Raw genomic sequence first — 20,041 nt, 5'->3', positions numbered from 1 at the left:
GTGCCTTTTGCCACCTTTTTCAGCCGGCCGCTGAGTGCGTTTCGCGCGTCGTTTTCGGCCGCCAAGCCTGATGCCGCCGCCGCCGGGCCACCGATCTTGGATTTCCCCGGCGCGCCACCCGACATCCGCCAGCTGGTGCGTGAGCGACAGTATGCTCACATCGTCCGCCCGGCCGACGGGATCGCGTTTGATCCCGACTCGTTGCGGTACGCTTGGAAAGCGATCGATCACGACATGGCATACGTGCCCGGCGGCAACGTCACACTCTGTGGGGAATACGCCACGACATCCGAGGAAGGATTCGTGCTCGTCCCACAGGTCGTCGGCACCAGCCAAACCGATTCGATCTACCTGGATCGGTGGTGCGTGACCAATGCCGACTTTCAACGCTTCGTCCAAGCCGGCGGGTACGAGAATGTCTCGCTGTGGCCCGAGCAGATCCTTGCATCGGTGCTCCAATTCGTCGACAAGACCGGGCAACCCGGGCCCGCGTTTTGGGAAAACGGGCAACCCGCCAAAACGACCGCGGCGCATCCCGTCGTTGGGGTCTCCTGGTACGAAGCAAACGCCTACGCCCAATGGGTCGGAAAACGGTTGCCGACCAGCGCCGAATGGCAGCGGGCCGGAACGTGGGGAGCGACCGGCAGCGATTCGCTGAAGGAGTCGAAGTATCCCTGGGGCAATTCCTTCGATCCGCAATTTGCCAACACCTGGGCGTCGGGCCGGCACCAAACGGTCTCGGTCCACGAGTGCCAGGGCGGCAACACACCCAACGGCATTCGCCAATTGATCGGGAACGTCTGGGAATGGATGAACACCCAGTATCTATTGGCCGCGACCGAAGAGATCACCGTCCACATGACCGACCCCATGGCCGAGGTCCGCGGCGGTGCGTTTGACAGCTACTTCCATTCACACACGACTTGCCAAAGTCGCAGCGCCCAGACGCTCCTGGCCCGCAAAAACAACGTCGGCTTTCGATGTTGCTTTTCTGCCGAAGGGCTCGATCCGCACGGTGACGAGGAGATGCAAGCGGCCGACGCCTGACCCGGATTTGCCCCACCTGGCCGCAGAAACACTGGCCCCTGAAAAACCGTCCCCTGAAACACGCCTCGATGATAAAAGAAAACAATGAGTAAGGCAGAAGGCTACAACACGGCGTTGTGTTACCAAGACGCGCCTCCTTGCGTCTGTTGCGACGCCCAAATGACCAGCTTGGATGACTATTGCGAAGAGTGCCAGACGCCGGCCGAAATCACGCGATCGGTGTCCCAGCGACACGCCAAGCCGCATTTCATTTCGGTGGTCGGGCCGAGCAACGCCGGCAAGACGGTCTATCTGGGGCTGCTGTTGGATATGCTTTGTGGAGGTGCCAAGAATCTCAAAGGCGTTCCCAACGGTGCCTTTTCAATCAAGCTCCAGGAGCAGGTCGTCTCGGCGCTTGAGGAACGACGCTTTCCCGAAAAGACGCCGAACGAATCCGACCTCTGGAAATGGTTGCACTGCGTCGTCACCGATTCGTCTCAGCGGAAAGAGAAACAGGTGGACTTTGTCGCGCCGGATTTTGCCGGTGAAGCCATCGCGACCGAATTGGAACAACCGGGGACCTACGCCGCCGTCAGCCATATCGTTCAGCGCACCTCGGCGTTCTTGTTGTTGTGCGATTCGGCCGAGGTTCGCGACAACGGCGCCCGCGAGGACCTGTTCGCGATGAAGCTGGGCTCGTACATCTCACAGCAACAAGCGCTTTCCGAGTTGGGCAAATCGCGTGATCTGACGCCGGCGGTCGCCATCGTGTTTACCAAATCGGACACCTGTCCCGAAGCGGCGGCGGACCCGCGCCGGTTCATGACCAACAACATGCCCCGCTTCATGGATTATTGCCAACACAACTTCCCGCGCCACGCGGTCTTCAGTGCCAGCGTCGTCGGTTCGTCGGCGTTGCTCAGCAATGATGTCGGTGGCGTGGCACGGGTGCCGTTTCACATCCAGCCCCGCGGCGTGATTGAACCCTTGCACTGGGCCATCCAGAACAGCTAATCGAAATGCAAGTCGAACAGATCAGCTACGGTTCGCTCAAGCGTCGTCGCATGAAGGGGTACCAGATCATCGGGAAGTCTCCCGGTGTGGATGCCACGGCGTCGAGCGAGTTTTGCAAGTGGGCGCCGTCCCACAACTCGCTCGAAGTCGACTCCGACGGTGTCGCCCAAGACGCCTGGGGCCTGAGCTTTTTCCCCCTGTCGGATTATTTCTATGCCGTCGCACGCAGCGTGCATGGCGGTCCGGAATACAGCGGACGGGGCGGGCTGGCGGTGGTGACCACCGCGCTGGTGATGAGCCGCAAGCAGCTTGTCGCTTACGAATTCCACGCCGTCGACGCCGCCCGCACGGCGCTCGCGTTGGGAAACCTGATCTTGCAAATCGATCGAGATGAAACGCTGCCCACGGTTACCTTGACCCGACGCCCCTTGTCGTTGCAACCACCGACCAGTGACTTCACCGATTCCAAACCCCCGCGATTGCCGGGACACGCGGTCAACTGGATCGCCCGCGAGACGGTCAGCCTGCTTCGGGACAACCGCAAGATCATGATCGTCGGCAAGTGCGATCCGCTCCCGATCTTGACCCTGATGCTGGACCAATTGACTCCCACCGAACGCAGCGAAACGAGTTTTGCCTGCGGCCTGAAACCCTCCAGCCGACGTGACTTTCGCGTTCAGATCACGCAGGATCCGATGACGCCGAAGCTGCAGAAAGAACTGGACCGATCCGGCATCGCCCCGATCGACGTTGCCCGCGTGCTGGTCGAGACCAAGTGAGCGCTCCCGGGCTTAAAACGGCATGGTTTTCATAAACCGCAACCCGAACTGGCCGTAGTCCTCTCCGTCCACGTCGCCGTCGCCGTCCCTGTCAAACCAGGGGTCGAATGTCCCGCTTGTCGGATCCTGAAGAAAGGCTTGTCCGAACCGGCCATAGTCTTGGCCATCGACCTTGCGGTTGCCGTCGCGGTCGCCGAACAACCGGAAGAACGCGTCGGCCACTTGGTCCCCAAACAGCACATCGGCGGGCATCGGATCACCGCCCGCGGTGGCGGTGACGGCCGACGCGATGATCCGCAGTTCGTAGTTGCCGTCGAGCAACGAGTGCAGCCCGGAAGCCGGACGCTGGAGCACGAACGGGCCGGGCCGGAAACTCAGATCTGCCACGGTACCGGTCGCCGTGGTGGACGACGTGACGTCCAACGCGATGGATTGTTGTGTCCCGCGAGGGGTCAGCAAAAACGAGGAGGCGGAAACGTCGACAATCGAATCAAACGCGACCTGCACCGAGGTGACGAGCGAACGACTGGGGTCACCGTGGTTGATCTGTACACTTTGCACCCCAGGGGGCGCCTGCACTTCGACGGTCCAGCCGATCGTTTGCTCCAGCGTTGATCGTTGGCCGCGAACCCAATCGGTCGGGTCATAGACACGCGCCGAAACGTCGTAGACGCCGGGGCCGAATCCGGCGTCGCGAAGATTAAAGGTCCCCGCCGTTGCCCCCGGCACCTCGACCCCATCGACGGACCACTGAACCTTTTGGACCTGCCAGTCGATCGCCTGCACCCACAATTCGGGCGCAGTGTCTCGGATCGTCTGAGCGTTGTCGGACCAATCATCGATCGGGTCCACCAGGTCATAAATGTCCAAAATGATCTTTTCACGGCTGACCGCATCAAAGGGCCGCCCCAGGCTACGCATCTTGGAATTGTTCGAGGGACGATACAGACCTTGATTGAAGTAGCGCGCCCCTTCATAAGCGCCGATCGTGCCGATGACGGGCTGGTCATATCCGACCCACCGTTGCCACTTCGCACCTTGCGGATCGGTGGTAACGTTGACTTCCCGAGGTTCGCCTCCGGTGTAGAGTGGACTTCCACCGTACTCATCTGCCAGGTCGTTGAACGAGTGTGCGACTTCGTGCAAGGCGAGTTCGTTTGCCGATCCGTTGGCTCCGGCAAAGACCGCGTAGCTGCCTCCGCTGCCACCGTATTTGGAATCGTTCACGGAAACGAATTGCATCTCGGCGCTGAATCCCGCGCCGGCCAGCGCCTCATTCTTTGCCGCGTTGGCCTTGGTGTTGTTGATGCAGATCAACCGTTCCGTCCCGCCGCAAAAATAGTAGGCATCCAATGCCGTGTCGACGAAGATCCCGTTGGGCGGTTCATCGGCACCGGACTGATTGGAAATGACGTTGATGCGATGGGCATTGAAGAAGTTGGCGTAACGCGGGTAGGGATCTTGCCCCGCATTAAACAGGTATTCCAACATTCCGTTGACGTGACTGAGATAAACGTTGTCGATCTGCGCTGCGGTGTATCCGTCACCGAGGATCACGATGTCTACCCGGTTGTCGGATGGACCATTGCTGAGCACCGTTTCGAAACCTGCGGTCTGTTGCGCCGGCGCGTCCAGACCACTCGACGTCAATTGCACCTGCTGCTCAAACGGCCCCATCCTCCATTGGTCCACGCCGGTCACGCCCGATTCAAGCGGGGGTGCCGTGGCCGGATCAATCCAATCGCCCTGATCCAGATCGGCGGCCAGCAGTCGTCGTGATTCGAGTGTTTCAAAACGGAATCGTTTTCGTCGTCGGCGGAGCATCAAGATGGTGGGACAGGAGGTGTTTTGCCTTTGCGTCGTGAATCGCACGAATCACCGCAAGGTGATAGATTAATACGAAATCGCCCGCTAGGGCGTTTCGGTGACCCGTTCTTATCGAACTGTGACATTCGCGACAGCGCGCGTTAGAATTTGGCTCTCGGTTTGCCAATGACTCCTCTTCGCCAGGCTGGACTCCCCCATGCTCGAAGCCTTCACAAATCGCGTCCTCTCGGTCATCCAGCGCGAATTTCCGACGCGCGGTTTTCGTCTCGGCGAGGAGTTGGGCGTCATCACGGACGGATCGGCAAAATTTGGGATGAGCAACTTGTGGGCGCAATTTCAACAATCCCCGATGCCCGACGAAGCGTTTGATCAGGTGATCATCGAGAAATTCGCCGGTGCGTTGAAACTGATCGATGGCGCCGCCGAAGCGATCCCGCAGGCCTGGGAAGACGTCAAACCGAGGCTGAGAGTTCAATTGGTCAGCGCGAAAGTCACCGATGTCGGTCGCGCGATCACGTTTCCGTTCGCCGATGACGTGCACTCCAGCCTGGTCAGTGATTGTGACACCGGCTATGCCTACATCAGCAACGAAGACTTGGAACGCTGGGGCCAATCGGCAGTCGATGCGATCGAACTCGGCAAGCTAAACATCGTGACGTCCAGCCCGACGTTACCGATGACCGTCATGCCCGGGCCGGCTCCACTGGTGGCGATCCAAACCGGCGACGGCTATGACGCGGCCAGGATCCTGATCCCCGAGATCCGCGCCAAGATCATCTCCGAGTTGACCGGCGACGAAGACGGCGAAGTCTACGTCGGGGTGCCCAACCGCGACTTCCTGATCGCCTGGCCGATGACGGTCGACGACGACTTGCACCAACAACTCAGTCAGACCGTCGCGATGGATGCCCGCCGCCAGTCGCACCCGCTTAGCGAACGCGTCCTCCGCGTGACCAAAGATAAAATTGCGATCGCCTAACCCGCGTTTTCAGCACACCCGGTCGCGGTTTCGAACAGATCAAAATAGGTCGGCCAGACGAACGGTCACAGTACAGGTTTCGCATAGCGTGATCGCGAACTGATCCACGACGGACTCTTGGCTCCATTTGCCATCGTTGCTGCGCCGGTAGATCTGGACCGTCTTGAGCGTTGGATCCAGGATCGCGTAGACCGGGACGCCTTGTTCTTCATACAGATCGCGTTTGAAGGTCCGGTCGCGCTCGGCCGTCGAAGCGGACAAGACTTCGGCGACAAATCCGGGTGTCGTTTCAATGTGTTTCTCAGGAACACCACCGCACAGCACCACGACGTCGGGTCGGACCACGGTGTCGCGTGAAACGATCCAGTCGATTACGCCGAGCACGACCGCATCACAATCCTGGGCCAGCAACTGCGTTCGGAGTTCTGCCGCGAGATTAAACAGCACCAGTTGATGGACTCCAAAGGGGCTGGGGCTCATCGACACGGCGATCCCCTCCCAAAGCTCCCAGTCGCCTTCCCAGGTCGCGTAGTCATCAACGGTGTATCGCGGAATGTATTTTGGGACAGCAGACATTGAATCAACGGGGCGAGCAGGTGCTTGATAGATGCCATCACCAGTATATCACGGAGGAACAAATTGCGAATGGAATGGTCAGATGCCTCGAACACTGCGCCATGAAGTTCCGTCACGGAGTAGAATGAGACGCTTTCGTCCGGCCGGGGACCAGCACGGTCATGATGGCCCCTTTCCCCGACCTTTCCTCGCGTCGATTGAGATCACGAATGCTACGTTTGCTTGTTCTGTTTGCCGTTCTAGGCGGCGGTCTCTTCTCTTCCTGGACCCAAGCCGAACAGCCCGACATCATCTTGGTCATGGCTGACGACGTCGGCATCGAGGGACTGGGGTGCTACGGGGGCGTGTCGTACCGAACTCCGAATCTGGACGAAATGGCGGCCAACGGGGTTCGCTTCACACACGCCTACTCGCAACCGCTGTGCACGCCGACGCGGGTGGAGTTGATGACCGGCAAGGACAATCATCGCAACTGGACTTATTTCGGAATCCTTGATCCTCGCGAACGAACGTTCGGTCACGCGATGACCGATGCCGGATACGCGACCGGGATTTTCGGCAAGTGGCAACTGCAATCCTATGACCCGCCCGACCTGCCGGGCGCCGAGGCCCGACGCGGCAAGGGCATGCATCCCAAAGATGCCGGATTCGATCAATACGCGTTGTTCCATGCCCTGCACACCGAAGACAAGGGATCTCGCTACGCCAACCCGACGATGCTGGAAGGCAATCGCGGCAGCGAAGGGACACTCAAGAAGTACGACGGCCGCTACGGCGAAGATGTTTGGGTCGAAAAGATCCTCGCCTTCCTCGACCGGCCAACCGACAAGCCGAAGTTCGTCTACTACCCGATGGCACTGCCGCACTGGCCCTTCGTACCGACGCCCCACTCGGCCGACTGGGATCCCAGCAAACCGCAGGAAGAACATCTGCGTTACGGAAGCGACATGATCGAGTACATGGACACGACGATGGGAAACCTAATGCGTGGCTTGCGCCAGCGGAATCTCGCTCGCGAAACGATCGTGATCTTTTACAGCGACAACGGCACGCACCTGAAAGTCACCTCGAAAATGAAAGACGGCCGTTCGATCCCGGGAGGAAAAGCGCTGCCGACCCAAACCGGCATCCACGTGCCGCTAATCGTGCATTGCCCGGACCGTTACAAGCCCGCCGTTGTCGATGGAATCGTCGAAGCCTCGGACTTTTATCCGACCCTGTTGAATTTGGCCGGAGTCGAAAAGCAACCGGGAAAGCACTTGGACGGGGTCAGTTTTGTGCCCCAGTTGGTCGGCCAGCCCACGCCACGACGCGACGCCGCGTTCTTTTGGTATGACCCGCGTCCAGGCTGGGACAAAGAAAAATTCAGCCGCCACGTATTCGCACTCAACAAGACCCACAAGCTGTTCCGCGACGGACGGTTGTTTCGCATCGGGGAACTGCCACTGAAGGAGACCTTGGTCCAACAGGACGACGAAAAGGATCGTGTGGCCAGAGCCGAGTTGCAAGCCGTGATCGATCGAGCGATGGCGGGTGTCGACGAACCGCCGCTGGTCGATGCCTATGGCAAGGTCTTGGATAGGTGACGCTTTGCCCAGGTGCTTTGCGATGCACCAAAAGCGGGGTGAGCTTCCAGCTTGCCGTCTCGTTTCACTCGTCAAACGCAAGCTGGAAGCTTACGCCACTCTCCTGGCGTTTTCCGTACGGGTTACAATGAACCAGCCCGATAGCTTTCCAACGCCACGCGAGGATTTCGATGCATCAATCTATCTCCTGTGCCGCCATGTCGATCGCCCTACTGTTCGGGTCCCTACTCACCGGGGCCGACCACTGCGGCGCTCAGGTGTTGGAGTCTGCACCCACGTCGGAGGAAGCGACCGCCACAACGTCTGTCGTGGATGCGGTGGAGAAGGACTACCGCGAGCTGATCTGCGCCCGCGCGGCCGACGCATCGGACGCCTACCAGGATCAGGCGATCGACCTGGCACTGCGGCAAGGCTATGTCGATGCCCGGTTTGACGCGATCGTCCGTCAGTCGATGCAAAACGCATCGTACCCGGAGCAGTGGAACGTGGAGGAGCTCTCTCGCGCCATCAAGCTGCTTCCCTTGTGCACGCTGGCACCACGGGAACAGGCCGAGCTTGTTTTTGAGTGTTACCTTGAGTGTGAAGATTCCAAAACCGATTCCAGGCTGCGAAGCCAGTTGAAGCAGGTTCTGCGACGGTATCCCGATCCAACCAGTCGGCTGGTCAACGAGCGCCTGCGGCAAACCGATGATCCAAAAAGTGTGCTACCACTGGTGGACATTGTCGGATCATCCACCGAAGCCACGTTGCCACGGTTGATGGAACTCGCCAAGAGTGGTGATCCCGAAGTCGCAGTCTATGTGATGGGTTGGATTCCAAATTTGATGGAACAGGTACGCAAGTTGAATCAACGATCGCGCAAGCTGGCCGAGCAAAAAAAGCTGGGCGTGGAGGGCCTGGACTCGAGAATGGTGGCGTACGCCAAACGAATCATCGGCCGCTACGACACCGATGGGGATCAAGAACTGACGCCGGAGGAATATGAGAAAATGCTGCAATCGCCCGCAGTCGCCGATGCCGACGAAAACGGACGCATCAGCATTGGCGAATACGCGGCGTGGCTGCAGTCCCGTTCCAGACGCCAGGAATGATGGGTTCGCTCATCAAGAGTGAAGTGAGCGTGGCGATTGACCGTTCGACCTCCCCTCGCTGCGCTCGACCCTCCTGCCAGGAGGGTGACTTTACAAACGCTCCACGCCATCTCGCACGGCACGCCGCACATTTTGCTAGCAATCAAGCGTGTCGATTGTTTCACGGAATTGCCCTCGGAGTGCGGGAAACTGGATTGGTGATTTTTTCGTCGTTTCGCTAAACTCGCAGGACCGCGCGGCCGACAGAGCCTGGTTTGTTTCACGAATCGGGCGGTGGAAAGGGGCGAACACGTTGTTCGTTCTTGCCGCGGACGAGGGATTGGTGATGGAGCATCAACGAAGGCTACGAGAGTCTTCCGCCCCATCGATCAATGAAGCGAACACGCTCCATGCGTTAACGGAGGGAACCGATGCCGGGCGAATCTTTTCGATTCATCCACGCCAGTGATTTTCACTTGGAAAGTCCACTCGGTGATTTGGATGAGCTGCCTCCACCGCTGCGCGATCAAATGGCCACTGCGCCCCACGAAGCCGTCAAGGCCGTGTTCGCCGCTGCGCTGTCCAACAACATTGATTTTGTCGTGTTATCGGGCGACCTGCTCAATCCCCAGGCCGCCGGGCCGTACGGAATGAACCTGTTGTTGGAGCAGTTCGAAAAACTGGCCGCTGCCGACACACCGGTCTATTGGGCGGCGGGCAACGTGGACGATCCTCAAAAGTGGCCCGAGGCGGTGGTGATCCCGCCGAACGTGACATTGTTTCCCAAGGACCATGCGACGGACATCAAAGTGGTTCGCGGCGGGCGGACGATCTGTCGTCTGATCGGCCGCGGCAGTGACGGCCGAGCGTCGCTGCACGTGCCGGGCTTTGAATGCGAAGCCGGCGAAGAATTCGCGATCGGGGTCGGCCACGGCGATGCATCGTTGGAGATGCTGGAGGAGGCTCGATTCGATTTTTGGTGTCTGGGCGGCAAACACAATCGTCTGGAGCTAAAGTCCGATGACGAGATCCGAGCGGTTTATAGCGGTTCACCGCAAGGCCGATCATTGAGCGAACCCGGTTCGCACGGGTTCTCCATCATCGACGTCGACGCCGAGCGAAATGTTCGGGTCAGCGAGATGCCCGCCGATCAATTCCGTTACTGCAACGTCCGCTTGAGGGCGGACGAAATCGCTGCGGTCGGCAGCATCGAAAACTTGCTCGGCGAACGGATCGTGCGATTGCAGCACGACGCCGGCGGCCGGCACCTGATCATCGGCTGGGACATCACCGCCGACAGCGGCGAGTCGTTGATCGCGATCGGTGACGGCGAAGCGTTGTTGGAGTGGGTGCGTCGCGAGTACGGACACGGGGCGCCGGCCGCTTGGTCGACGTCCCTGCGGATCCATCCGCCCCAGAAGTACCCCAAGTCGTGGCACGAAGAAGACACGATCTTGGGTGACTATCTGCGGATCGCCGCCGAGCATCGTAAGGGCGACAGCACGGCGGCCAATCTGTTGCCGATGACCGAAGAACATCCGGGACTGCCGGCCAGCACGACGACGTTGCTGGCCGAAATTCCACAGACGCGTCGAATCGAAACGTTGGACCAAGCGACGCTGTTGGGCGTCGAACTGCTCCGTGGCGGCAAGCCGAATTGGGTGAATCAATCATGAAAGTCAAAGACCTGAATATCGATGGCTTCGGCGTTTGGACGGGGCTGAGCATCGATTCACTACCGGACGGCATGACGTTGTTTTACGGGCCGAACGAGGCCGGCAAGACAACGGTGATGCAATTCCTGCGGTCGATGCTGTACGGATTCACGGCCGAACGTCGCGACAAGTACCTGCCGCCGATTTACGGCGGAACGCCCGGTGGAGCGATTCGTGTCACCGGCCCGGGTGGCGGCTATCAAATCCGACGTCACGCCAAGATGACCGACGAAAACGTGGTCGGCCAGCTGGCGGTCACCGGGCAGGACGGCCTGGCGCAAGGCCAGCACCGATTGAGCATGCTGCTCGGTCAGATCGACGAACCGATCTTCACCAACGTGTTCGCGATCGGGATGCGCGAATTGCAAGAACTCAACACGCTCGATGACACCGCCGCGGCGGACGAGTTGTACAAACTTTCCAGCGGGCTGGATCGCGTCTCATTGGTCGACGTGATCCGATCCTTGCGCGACGGCCGCAAATCCCTGGTCGGTCATGGCTCCCAAAACTCCAAAGCCGATGCGGATAAACTGGAAGCCTTGATTCGACGTCGGGAAGGCTTGCGAGACGAGGTCCAACGATTGACCGGCCAGAGTCGGCGTTGGAGTGAACTGGCCAGCTTGCGGCAAACCCAGCAAAAGGAAATCAACGATCTGGCGGCTCGGATCACGGCCTGGGAACGCGAGTCGCGACACGTCGAAGCGGCGATCAGCGTGTTTGATCAATGGACCGATCGAACACGCATCGTCGGCGAAATCGCGGCGATCGAAGCCGAAACACATCTGCCGGACGAGGCACCGGGCCAACTGGTGCAAATCGAAGCGATGATCCAAGATCGTCGCGGCAAGTTGGAAGAAGTGAAGGCGAAACGCCGATCGCTTCGCGAGAAGGCCGCGCAGTTGCCCGTCAGCGCCGGCATGCTCGATTTGCAAGGCCGCATCGAAGCGGCGACCGAACAGGCGACTTGGGTCGAAGCCTTAGAAGAGCAAATCGAAAAGGTCGACACGCAAATCACCAAAGCCCGCAATCAGTTACTCGCGGACGCCGAGCAACTGGGGCTCAGCGACGAGGACCGCGACGCGCTGATCAACGGCGACGCGTCGCAGATGCCTGATCTGTCACGCCAAACCCTGGCCGCCCTGGCCGGACCTGCCAAACGCGTCAAAGAGCATTTGTTTCTGCTCAAACAGGCGCGGGGCGAAGGCGTCGAACACAAAAAACGCATGGAGCACTTCGACGAGGAACTCGGCGAAGTCCTGCAACGCACGCGGGCCACGGATTTGCAGCAGGCGATCCGCCAGGAAAACGAGCACCTGGCTTCGCTTCGCCGCGCGCTGCAGCTGGGCGAACACATCGAAAAACTGAAACGCCACTATCGATCACTTGAGAACGAATCGGTCGACCTGTCGACCGCCGAAGTCTTGCCGATCGACAGTCTGCTGTTGATGGGGCTGCCCTTTGTCGTCGGCGGCTGTTGTTTGATCGTGGCGTTTTCCCATTTCTTGGGGATCAACTGGTTCTTGGCGGGTGAGCCGACGCCGACCGCCGGCATGGTCTGGATGCTGTTCGGATTGATGTCCATCACGCTGTATTTCTTCAGCAAACAAAACAACCATCGCTCCACGGCCGTCGACCGTGAAGATTGCGACCGTCAAATCGACATGCTGAGAAAGCAGATCCGCGAGCTGGAGGCGGAACAGGACGATGTCGAATCGGAGCTGCCCGGCAGCAGCCAACCGATCGAATTCCGCGTCCGCCAGGCCGAACTGCTGCTCAACGATCTGGAAGCCAGCATGCCGTCCTACCATTCCCACGCCGCGGCCAAACAGGCCTATGAAACGTCGCGGGCCAAAGCGGTCAAGGCAGCCGATAGCTTGAAAGCCGCCCGCCGTGAGTGGTCGGCCACGCTCCGAAAACTCGGGCTCGCCGAATCGATGTCACCCCGCAGTGTCCGCAAGCTGAGCGAAGGATACGAAACCCTGCAGGGCAGTCTGCGGCGGCTGGAAGAATTGCAGGACGAAAAAGACCAACGCCAGCGGGAACGCCAAGGCATCGCCAAACGGATCGAATCGCTTTATCTGGAATCGCTCCAGATCAGCGAAAAAGATCAGCAGCAAGCCAGCGTCGAAACCGTCCCCGAAGACGCACCGCGGGACAAGGCTGTGGATTCGGAATCTCCGCTGCGCCGCGCCAGTCGCGTCGGTCCGCTGGAACAGTTGAACCACCTTCAAGAAGAGATCCAGCGACAACGGCATTGGATCAAACGTCGCCGAGACCTCAAGGAACAGGATGCACAGCTTAAACGACAACACGCTTCCTATTCCCGAGCGATCGAACGCGGCGAACAGCAACGTCGCGCCCTGTGGGCCAAATGCGGCGTCGCCACGCCCGAACAGTTCTATCAAATGGTCGACAGCAAGGCCAGTTTGGCGCAACTGAAGGACCAGCACGCGGCGGTCGATAAACAGATCCGGTCGATGATCACCGGCAATCTTTCTTATGACGCGGTGAAACAGGAAATCGATGGCACGACCCAAGCCGACCTGGAACGCAAATGGGAAACGCTGACTTCGCGAACCGCGGAAACGCAGCAACGAATCGCGACCCTGCAGACCCAGATCGGCGAATGCGCTGCCGACATGAAACATTTGGCCGACGATAATCGTTTGATGGTCGCCCAACTGGAACTCGGCTGCGTCAATCGCAAGATCCAGACGCTGGCGCAGCGTTGGCAAACGCTGGCCACCGCGAGTTGCCTGGTCGAAGAGGTGTGCGGCAAATTTGAACGCGAACGCCAACCCGAAACGTTACGGGAAGCGTCCTCGTTCTTGGCCCAATTGACCGACGGAAAATACACGCGGATTTGGACCCCCTTGGGCACCAATCAGCTCAACATCGACGCCGCCGACGGCAACCCGATTTCGTTAGAAGTGCTCAGCCGGGGAACACGCGAGGCCGTCTTCATCGCGCTGCGGTTGTCGCTGGCCGCGGCCTACGCGCGACGCGGTGTGATGTTGCCCCTGATCCTCGACGACGTGCTGGTCAACTTCGACGGCGATCGCGCCTTGCACGCCGCCGAAACGCTCAAGACGTTCGCCGAACTCGGACATCAAGTCATGATGTTCACCTGCCACGACCACATCGTGGACATCTTCCATTCGATCGATGTCGAAGTCCGCCAACTGCCGCCCCAAGGAGTCCCGGGCCGGGCCACGATCCTGATCCCGGAAGAGGACGAACACTACGAGGAAGACGAAGACATCGAAGACGAAGACGTCTACGCCGAGGCTGAGGCCGAAGAGCCGGAAGCGGAACAGCCGGTCGCCGCTGAACCCGAACCCGAACCGGTTGTTGAGCCCGAACCTGAACCCGAACCGGTCGCCGAACCCGAACCGGTCGCGGCGGTCGAGCCGCCAGCGAAGCCCCAGCCGGCAGCCAGGCCCCAACCGGCAGCCAAAGTCGTCGAGAAACCTCGTCCGCCGGCCGAGCGCAAGCCCAAACCCGTGGTCAAGAAGGTTTACATCGAGGACGAGCCCGACGAGTTCGAGGACGAGGACGGCCAGGTCGACGACCAGCCGGTTGCTCCATCGCCCTCCATCGGCTGGGCTTGGTTCCAGCGCGAACCGGCCGACGGACGCATCAGCACCGAGGAGCGCGCCGCCGAAACGCTGCGGGCCGCCCACCGCGCCGTCAACGACGAGCTGTATGAAGGCGAAGCGGCTCAGGAAGACATCCCCGAGGAAGTCTGGAACCGCAACGACGCCTGGTGGGACGGCAGCCGCGTGACCACGTAGCAGCGCACGGAAAATAAGTGTCGGATCTGAAAAGTGGGATAGGCTTACAGCCTGTCATTCCAGAGCCGACAGGCTGGAAGCCTATCCCACTTATTTTCCGTTCGATCCTTGGGTCGGAGCATCACACCGATCGTTTGCAACGATCGATCGGATCGTGACAATCATCCGGGGGAGGCCCTGGGGAAACAAAGCGGAGTTGCGGGACAAGAAGAGGGTCGGTGGCGCCCGTCGTTGACGTAGGTTTTTCTGTCCGACGGATTGCCGATCCGGTCACCGATCGGTCGATCCCGCTTTCGTCCCCGCCTGCCCTTCGGTTTTGATGCATCGCTCTCGACGTGGAATGACGTTCGTTGAACTGACCGTGGTCGTCACGATCATGGGGTTGTTGGCCGTCGTTGGCGTGCCGCGTTTCGCCCGGGCACTGCACGCGCGCAAGGCGCGTCACGCGGCGATCCAGTTGGCCAGTTATGTCGACTACGTCCGCAACACCGCGATCAATGAAGGCCGATCGGTAACGCTTTCGGTCGACGCGACCGGCGATCGGTTTTGGAGTCCCGATGTGGATTTCCCCGACCAGGTCGGTGTGCCGCTGTCGGTGTTGATCAAGGATCGGTTCGATGACGGCTTGGAGATCAAGGCGTCGTTCGATTCGGCGACCTCGGTCACCTTTGATTTGGAAGGCACGCCCCACGTCGGTGGAACTCCGCTCGGCGACGGTGTCATCGTCATCGGCACACGCGCGGTCGCCTACGAGATACGCTTCGGTGCGGGGCCGGGAAATGCAGCCATCACGGAGGTCAACAATCCGGACGAAGATGCGTTTTCGAGCCCCGAGGAGTAACCGACAGGTGAGTCATCCACCAGAGTCTTGGCGAGCCCCGGCGCGGGCTTGCGCACGTGTTTCCTCGCGATGGCGAAACTCAACCGGATCGAGCCAGTCGGTTCACGCTCGGGGCGGATACACGCTGATTGAAATGCTTGCCGCGATGACGGCGGCAAGTCTACTGATGCTCGGCTTGGCAGCCTCGGTCGTGATTTCAACCTCGCTGATCGAGCCCACCGATGAAGACGGCCAGCGGACCCGCGACCGCGTGATCCTGGATCGCCTGCAACACGACCTACGTTACGCGACGAGCATCGACAGCATGAGCGGGTACGATGTGTCCATCGAGCGACCGGATTTGTCCAACCAACCCCAGTCGCTGCAATACGAGGCGTACATGGACGGGTTGATGCGCAACGTCAGCGGGGGCACGAGCACCGAGCTCGATCCGCAGGCACCGACGGTCAATCACTACGTCGACGGGTACACCGCGGCGACTTCCAATCTGAATCTGCGGCGCCCGCGGATTCGCGACGTGGTGACGGCCACGACCACCGGAGGCTCGGCTTCGTCGTTGACGATCGAAATTCCCGACGGCGCGCGTCCCGGTGATTTACTGCTGCTGGTCGTGGCGTCTCGGAATGCGTTCTTCGTCAACCCCGCGCCGAGTGGTTGGCAGCAATTGGATTACTCCTTCAACGCAGGGATCCTGCTGGATCTGCACGGCCAATGGATGAGCACGTCGACTCCGGACGCCTACCTACTGAATTTCTTTTGGGGCGGTGACGTGGTGGCGGCGGTGCTGGCCATCGAACATGCCAACGGGTCTTGGCCGTTCGGATGGTCCGGGTCCAGCTTCGGCACCTCCATCAACGGAAACACGTCGACCTATCCCCGCCCGCTGGAAAACACGGACACGATCGGTGAGCGGACGTTGAACTTACAGCTGATTGCTTCGACCGGAGCGCCGTCACCCCAAACGTCCTTGGGCATCGCGTCATTCAGCGAGTGTGTCAACGAAGTCGGTTCGCCGGGCACGAGCGGTGAGTGCACGCTGGGCATCGCCTTTCGCACCGGCCCCATGCCGCCGATGACGACCACCCCGCACGTGCTGCATCAGCAATCGGCCAACTGGACCACCATCGCGGTCGAAGTGGAGGGGCAAAGTGAATAAGCAACGACCGGATTACCAATGTCATCGCGCCAACGCAGCGGCGGCCAATCGCCGCTCGGCAACGATTCGCCGAATCGGTCTGTCGATCCTGGAAGTCATCGTCTCGCTGACGCTGGTCGCGACGATCATGTTGGTTTCGCTCAACGCATCGGCCAACATGATGCGGAACCGAATCGCCGCCGGACAAGCCGTCCAAGGCCAGCGGTTGGCAGGCTATTATCTGGACGAGATCTCGACCCTGGATTTCCGCGAGGCGTCTGACGAAGCCGTGTTCGGTCCCGAGCCGGGTGAATCGGCAGCGAACCGAGCTTCGTTTGATGACGTCGACGACTTCGACGGGTTTCACCAAGACACGCCGACGTTTCGCGATGGCGGGGCGATCCCTGATTTTGACGCCTGGGCGGTCGATGTCAGCGTGACCCCGCTCAGCCGTTTCGGCAGCGGTTTTCAAACCGACTCCGACGCGAATTCGCAGTTTCGCAGGGTGGCCGTGACCGTGACCGGCCCGGATGCATCGCCGCAAACGTTCCGCATGATCGTGTCGATCACGCCGTCGGACCGATCGACGTCGCAATCCTTTGAACGGTTGCGACGCGTCGAACTTCGTTTCTCCGGTGATCGGCGGCTGAACGTCGTCGTGCCGCTTCGCAACACCCCGGCGCCGATTTACTAGCCATGCGCACCAAATTAACAAGTCACCCTCCCAGAGGGAGGGTGACTCTAACTTCGTTGATGAACGGATCGCTTGACTTGATGCCTAGAGGGTCAAACGAAGCGAGGGGAGGTCGAACCGTGAATCGCCACGTGCCCTTGAGTGATCTTCAACCCTGCCGAACGATCGCGCGTCGTACGCGGCTGACTCGACGCAAGGCGCGGGGTGGCTACTTGTACGTCGCCGTGTTGTTCACCGCGTTGATCGTGGCCGGTGCAGTGGCGACCGCGCTCTCGTTGGACACCGCCCGGATCAAGACACAGGGTGCGGCGACCGATCGGGAATCGGCGATTCGATTGGCCGAATCGGAACTGCATCGCGTCTCCGTCCAGCTCTCCATGGATCCCGATTGGAGAGTGGATTTGACCCATGGGGCCACGTCGGCGTGGATCGACTACGGTGCCATGGCGGGAGCCGCCAACGCGGCGGCACGCTACAACGTCCGCGACGAAGATGCGGATCTTGCCGACGAGCGATTCGATGATCTGCAGGTGATCGCGCACGCGCGGTTCGGCTCCGCCCAGGCCGCGGTTTCGGTGGAGTTGGAGACGGGGTTCGCACCTCTGGATTTGCTGCGCTACGGCGTGACCACGTTCGATGATCTGGAGTGCAACGATGGCGCGACGTTGGTGAGTGAACGACCGGTTCAGGTCTTCGATGATTGCCGAACCAATTCGATCGGCTACCTGACCACCGCAACCTTGGAATGCTCGGGATCGATCCAGTTCCCGATCCGCGGCGACATCGCCGCCAGCTCCGTAGACGCTCCGGTGTTCGACGTTGTCGCTCGCTATCAGCAGGCCGGAACCGAGATCCCCTTGGACGCCCTGTCGACCTATGACGGTGTCCGGGCGATCGCGCTGTCCGTCCTCTCATCGGCCACCAATCCCTACGGCGAGACCGATCCCGACGGGATCTATTGGATCGATGCGCAGGGACACGACATTCGAATCGTCAATGCGCGAATCGTCGCCACGCTGGCGATCCACGATGCCCGTCGCGTCTTTTTAAACGGCGCGTTGGCTTGGGAAGCCCCCGGCGATTCGGGAGCCATCCTGGTCACCGACGCGGAGGTTCAATTCGATGCGATCGAGCCGACGTTGGATGAAACCACGCTGGGAGCAAACTTTAATCCGCCGGCGACGCCCTACCGGGGATTCGACGCCAATGTCACGTTGACCGATCGATTTCCCACCGAGTTTCGCGGCATCGTGTACACCACCGACAATCTGCTGGTCAGACCCACCGCCGACGGCGCGCCCCTCGCGCTGACCGGTTTGATCCTCTGTCACGACCTGAAACTCTACCACAGCCTGTTCGTTCGGTCGTACGACGAAGTGCTGACCGATGTGCCATTCGGATTCGCCGATCCCCAACCGCTGCGATTCAAATCCGGAACCTTCCGCCGCGTCGACACGCTGTGAGGGTGCTGCGGAAAAGGGGTCAGGTACCAAAAATGCGAAGCACCCTACGGCCATTTGGTTTTTGGTACCTGACCCCTTTTCCGCTCGACCAACGCAGGCTCGAAAATTGAAAGCTCGCAAGCTCTAGCGGACCGGATCCAGGCCCAGGGCGCGGCGCACCAGGCCGATCTGGCCGGCGTGGATGTGTTCGTGAAGCGGGCAAAACAGAATCGCGCCCAACTTGATCGGATAGCCGGCGTAGGGCATGTCGATCGGCTCCAACAACACCTCCGGCGAAACCGACTCCAACACCTGCAGTCCCGATTCGTAGACACGGCCGAGTCGCTCCAACAGTTCCTCGGCGCTCGGCTGGCCCGCCGGATCCGCTTTGGGCGTCGACCCGCGTCCGTACGCTTTGCGGAATCGACCCGGAATCAAATCGAGGTCTTCGCTCTGGCGGCCACGGATCCGGAACATCAACAAACCATATTGGCTGACCGTCAGATGCCCGACTTGCCAGGCAATGTTGGTCGGCAAGCCGGCGGGAATCGTCAACCACTGGTCTTGCGGCGTCGCGTCGAGCAACTCGAGCGTGTAGTGGCGTGCAAAGCGAATCTGCTCGATCGCTCCGGTCAGCATTTCGCGGGCGGATTCAGGCGACGGCAGAGAAACGCTCGACGCCGACGCGGATTGGTTTTCGGTTTGGCTCATGCAGCGATCATAACCATTTGTACGACCGCTTGGTCTACCCCTTTCTTTTCGGGGTCGCTGGGAAGCATTTTTAGCGGCAGGGCGCGAGCGGGCTGTCGATTGAGTCGGGATCTGCTGAGTCAATACTTCACCGCGTTGCATTTCAGGACAGCGGAACACGCCCAGCGCTTTAACCCGCCTTCTTCTCCCCTCGCGGTTTGCGGGCCGGTTTGGCGACCAACCGGATTTCGGGCATCAACACCCGGCCGCCGTGAAATGTGCGACGCCCGTCGATCGTGTGGTCGAACACAAACACACCGGCCGCCGCCCCCGCTCGCGGCGAGACCCGCAGAATCGCCGGATGGCCGCAGTGCGTGCAACGCACCCGCAAGCCGTGGGCGTCGAGCATCTCTTGGATCGATCGAGCCAATTCGCGATTGGCTTCCATGCTGCCCAGCGTCCGTCCGCTCATTTTCGCCAGTTGAACCTGGATGGCGAGGCGGATCTCTCGTTGCAGACGATTCATTTCCCGCTTCAGGTCGCCCAGCATCGCCGCCGCCAGGACGGCCTCGCTGCCCTTCTCGTGGGCTGGTTGGTTTTCCCCCGGGTCGGCGGTCGCGGCTTCCTCGCCCTGGTTCGGCGGTGACGGATGCGGGGGATCGGCGTTCGGTGGTCTTTGCGGTGCATTCATATCAGTGGACAATCATATACAAACTGTATATGATGTCGAGTCGAATCGCCAAAACCGGTACACGACGCCCCCGCTGGCGAGCATTCGCGTGGCATCGTTCAGGTCAACATGGAAACGGCTCCTAAGATTTACTACTGTCGCCTGATCCCCAGTCCTTCGTCCTTTTTCATCGCAGACCCCTC

Annotated in this window: 16 protein-coding genes; 12 read left to right on the top strand and 4 right to left on the bottom strand. The window is 60.3% G+C overall.

Annotated elements, in window-relative coordinates; all coding sequences use genetic code 11:
- The 3 genes from Enr13x_RS36970 (at window position 1) to Enr13x_RS36960 (ending at window position 2,819) form a co-directional block, all read left to right on the top strand.
- A complete protein-coding gene (locus tag Enr13x_RS36970) occupies window positions 1–1,047 on the top strand; it encodes a formylglycine-generating enzyme family protein (protein ID WP_145391921.1) in 1,047 nt (348 codons plus the stop codon).
- A gap of 84 nt (window positions 1,048–1,131) precedes the next feature.
- On the top strand, window positions 1,132–2,040 hold the full coding sequence (locus tag Enr13x_RS36965; RefSeq protein ID WP_145391920.1) for a TRAFAC clade GTPase domain-containing protein: 909 nt from the start codon (window positions 1,132–1,134) through the stop codon (window positions 2,038–2,040).
- A 5-nt stretch (window positions 2,041–2,045) separates the two neighbouring features.
- Entirely contained in the window at window positions 2,046–2,819 is a 774-nt protein-coding gene (locus Enr13x_RS36960) for a GAP1-N2 domain-containing protein (protein ID WP_145391919.1), read from the top strand.
- 12 nt (window positions 2,820–2,831) lie between these two features.
- On the opposite strand, the gene Enr13x_RS36955 is transcribed toward Enr13x_RS36960, so the two are convergent.
- Window positions 2,832–4,643: a M64 family metallopeptidase gene (locus Enr13x_RS36955; protein ID WP_145391918.1), complete on the bottom strand. Its 1,812-nt coding sequence runs from the start codon at window positions 4,641–4,643 to the stop codon at window positions 2,832–2,834.
- A gap of 199 nt (window positions 4,644–4,842) precedes the next feature.
- On the opposite strand from Enr13x_RS36955, the gene Enr13x_RS36950 reads away from it, so the two are divergent.
- On the top strand, window positions 4,843–5,625 hold the full coding sequence (locus Enr13x_RS36950) for a hypothetical protein (protein ID WP_145391917.1): 783 nt from the start codon (window positions 4,843–4,845) through the stop codon (window positions 5,623–5,625).
- Window positions 5,626–5,664: 39 nt separating this feature from the next.
- Here the strand turns inward: Enr13x_RS36950 and Enr13x_RS36945 are convergent, their stop codons facing one another.
- Window positions 5,665–6,201, bottom strand: coding sequence for a Uma2 family endonuclease (locus Enr13x_RS36945; protein WP_145391916.1), 537 nt, complete (start codon window positions 6,199–6,201; stop codon window positions 5,665–5,667).
- Window positions 6,202–6,410: 209 nt separating this feature from the next.
- Here Enr13x_RS36945 and Enr13x_RS36940 point away from each other — a divergent pair, with 209 nt between their 5' ends.
- The 8 genes from Enr13x_RS36940 to Enr13x_RS36905 all read left to right on the top strand — a co-directional run bounded on the left by Enr13x_RS36940 (window position 6,411) and on the right by Enr13x_RS36905 (window position 18,499).
- Window positions 6,411–7,787, top strand: coding sequence for a sulfatase-like hydrolase/transferase (locus tag Enr13x_RS36940; protein WP_145391915.1), 1,377 nt, complete (start codon window positions 6,411–6,413; stop codon window positions 7,785–7,787).
- Between the two features lie 170 nt (window positions 7,788–7,957).
- A complete protein-coding gene (locus Enr13x_RS36935) occupies window positions 7,958–8,878 on the top strand; it encodes an EF-hand domain-containing protein (RefSeq protein ID WP_145391914.1) in 921 nt (306 codons plus the stop codon).
- Between the two features lie 410 nt (window positions 8,879–9,288).
- Entirely contained in the window at window positions 9,289–10,533 is a 1,245-nt protein-coding gene (locus Enr13x_RS36930; RefSeq protein WP_145391913.1) for a metallophosphoesterase family protein, read from the top strand.
- Window positions 10,530–14,366, top strand: coding sequence for an AAA family ATPase (locus tag Enr13x_RS36925; protein ID WP_145391912.1), 3,837 nt, complete (start codon window positions 10,530–10,532; stop codon window positions 14,364–14,366). Before Enr13x_RS36930 ends, Enr13x_RS36925 begins: the two co-directional genes overlap by 4 nt.
- A 319-nt stretch (window positions 14,367–14,685) precedes the next feature.
- Window positions 14,686–15,207, top strand: a complete 522-nt coding sequence (locus tag Enr13x_RS36920) for a GspH/FimT family pseudopilin (RefSeq protein ID WP_145391911.1) — start codon at window positions 14,686–14,688, stop codon at window positions 15,205–15,207.
- 7 nt (window positions 15,208–15,214) lie between these two features.
- Complete coding sequence (locus tag Enr13x_RS36915; protein WP_197455651.1) at window positions 15,215–16,363, top strand: PulJ/GspJ family protein; 1,149 nt, start codon at window positions 15,215–15,217, stop codon at window positions 16,361–16,363.
- A complete protein-coding gene (locus Enr13x_RS36910; protein ID WP_145391909.1) occupies window positions 16,356–17,036 on the top strand; it encodes a type IV pilus modification PilV family protein in 681 nt (226 codons plus the stop codon). Before Enr13x_RS36915 ends, Enr13x_RS36910 begins: the two co-directional genes overlap by 8 nt.
- Window positions 17,037–17,155: 119 nt before the next feature.
- A complete protein-coding gene (locus tag Enr13x_RS36905; RefSeq protein WP_145391908.1) occupies window positions 17,156–18,499 on the top strand; it encodes a hypothetical protein in 1,344 nt (447 codons plus the stop codon).
- Between the two features lie 123 nt (window positions 18,500–18,622).
- Here Enr13x_RS36905 and Enr13x_RS36900 read toward each other — a convergent pair whose 3' ends face one another.
- Together Enr13x_RS36900 and Enr13x_RS36895 are read right to left on the bottom strand one after the other, a co-directional pair.
- Window positions 18,623–19,189, bottom strand: a complete 567-nt coding sequence (locus tag Enr13x_RS36900) for a DinB family protein (RefSeq protein ID WP_231744010.1) — start codon at window positions 19,187–19,189, stop codon at window positions 18,623–18,625.
- 169 nt (window positions 19,190–19,358) lie between these two features.
- On the bottom strand, window positions 19,359–19,859 hold the full coding sequence (locus Enr13x_RS36895) for a hypothetical protein (RefSeq protein ID WP_231744009.1): 501 nt from the start codon (window positions 19,857–19,859) through the stop codon (window positions 19,359–19,361).
- Between the last annotated feature and the right edge of the window lie 182 nt (window positions 19,860–20,041).

The sequence above is a fragment of the Stieleria neptunia genome, assembly GCF_007754155.1.
Lineage (GTDB): Bacteria > Planctomycetota > Planctomycetia > Pirellulales > Pirellulaceae > Stieleria > Stieleria neptunia.
The sequence above is the reverse complement of the archived record's forward strand: the minus strand, read 5'-3'. Positions and strand labels throughout refer to the sequence as shown.

Bases quoted from the DNA above. Each gene is read 5' to 3' on its own strand.
- Enr13x_RS36945 (WP_145391916.1), bottom strand. From the start codon at position 6,201: ATGTCTGCTGTCCCAAAATACATTCCGCGATACACCGTTGATGACTAC.
- Enr13x_RS36965 (WP_145391920.1), top strand. From the start codon at position 1,132: ATGAGTAAGGCAGAAGGCTACAACACGGCGTTGTGTTACCAAGACGCG.
- Enr13x_RS36955 (WP_145391918.1), bottom strand. From the start codon at position 4,643: ATGCTCCGCCGACGACGAAAACGATTCCGTTTTGAAACACTCGAATCA.
- Enr13x_RS36895 (WP_231744009.1), bottom strand. From the start codon at position 19,859: ATGAATGCACCGCAAAGACCACCGAACGCCGATCCCCCGCATCCGTCA.
- Enr13x_RS36930 (WP_145391913.1), top strand. From the start codon at position 9,289: ATGCCGGGCGAATCTTTTCGATTCATCCACGCCAGTGATTTTCACTTG.
- Enr13x_RS36900 (WP_231744010.1), bottom strand. From the start codon at position 19,189: ATGAGCCAAACCGAAAACCAATCCGCGTCGGCGTCGAGCGTTTCTCTG.
- Enr13x_RS36920 (WP_145391911.1), top strand. From the start codon at position 14,686: ATGCATCGCTCTCGACGTGGAATGACGTTCGTTGAACTGACCGTGGTC.
- Enr13x_RS36935 (WP_145391914.1), top strand. From the start codon at position 7,958: ATGCATCAATCTATCTCCTGTGCCGCCATGTCGATCGCCCTACTGTTC.
- Enr13x_RS36940 (WP_145391915.1), top strand. From the start codon at position 6,411: ATGCTACGTTTGCTTGTTCTGTTTGCCGTTCTAGGCGGCGGTCTCTTC.
- Enr13x_RS36950 (WP_145391917.1), top strand. From the start codon at position 4,843: ATGCTCGAAGCCTTCACAAATCGCGTCCTCTCGGTCATCCAGCGCGAA.
- Enr13x_RS36925 (WP_145391912.1), top strand. From the start codon at position 10,530: ATGAAAGTCAAAGACCTGAATATCGATGGCTTCGGCGTTTGGACGGGG.
- Enr13x_RS36960 (WP_145391919.1), top strand. From the start codon at position 2,046: ATGCAAGTCGAACAGATCAGCTACGGTTCGCTCAAGCGTCGTCGCATG.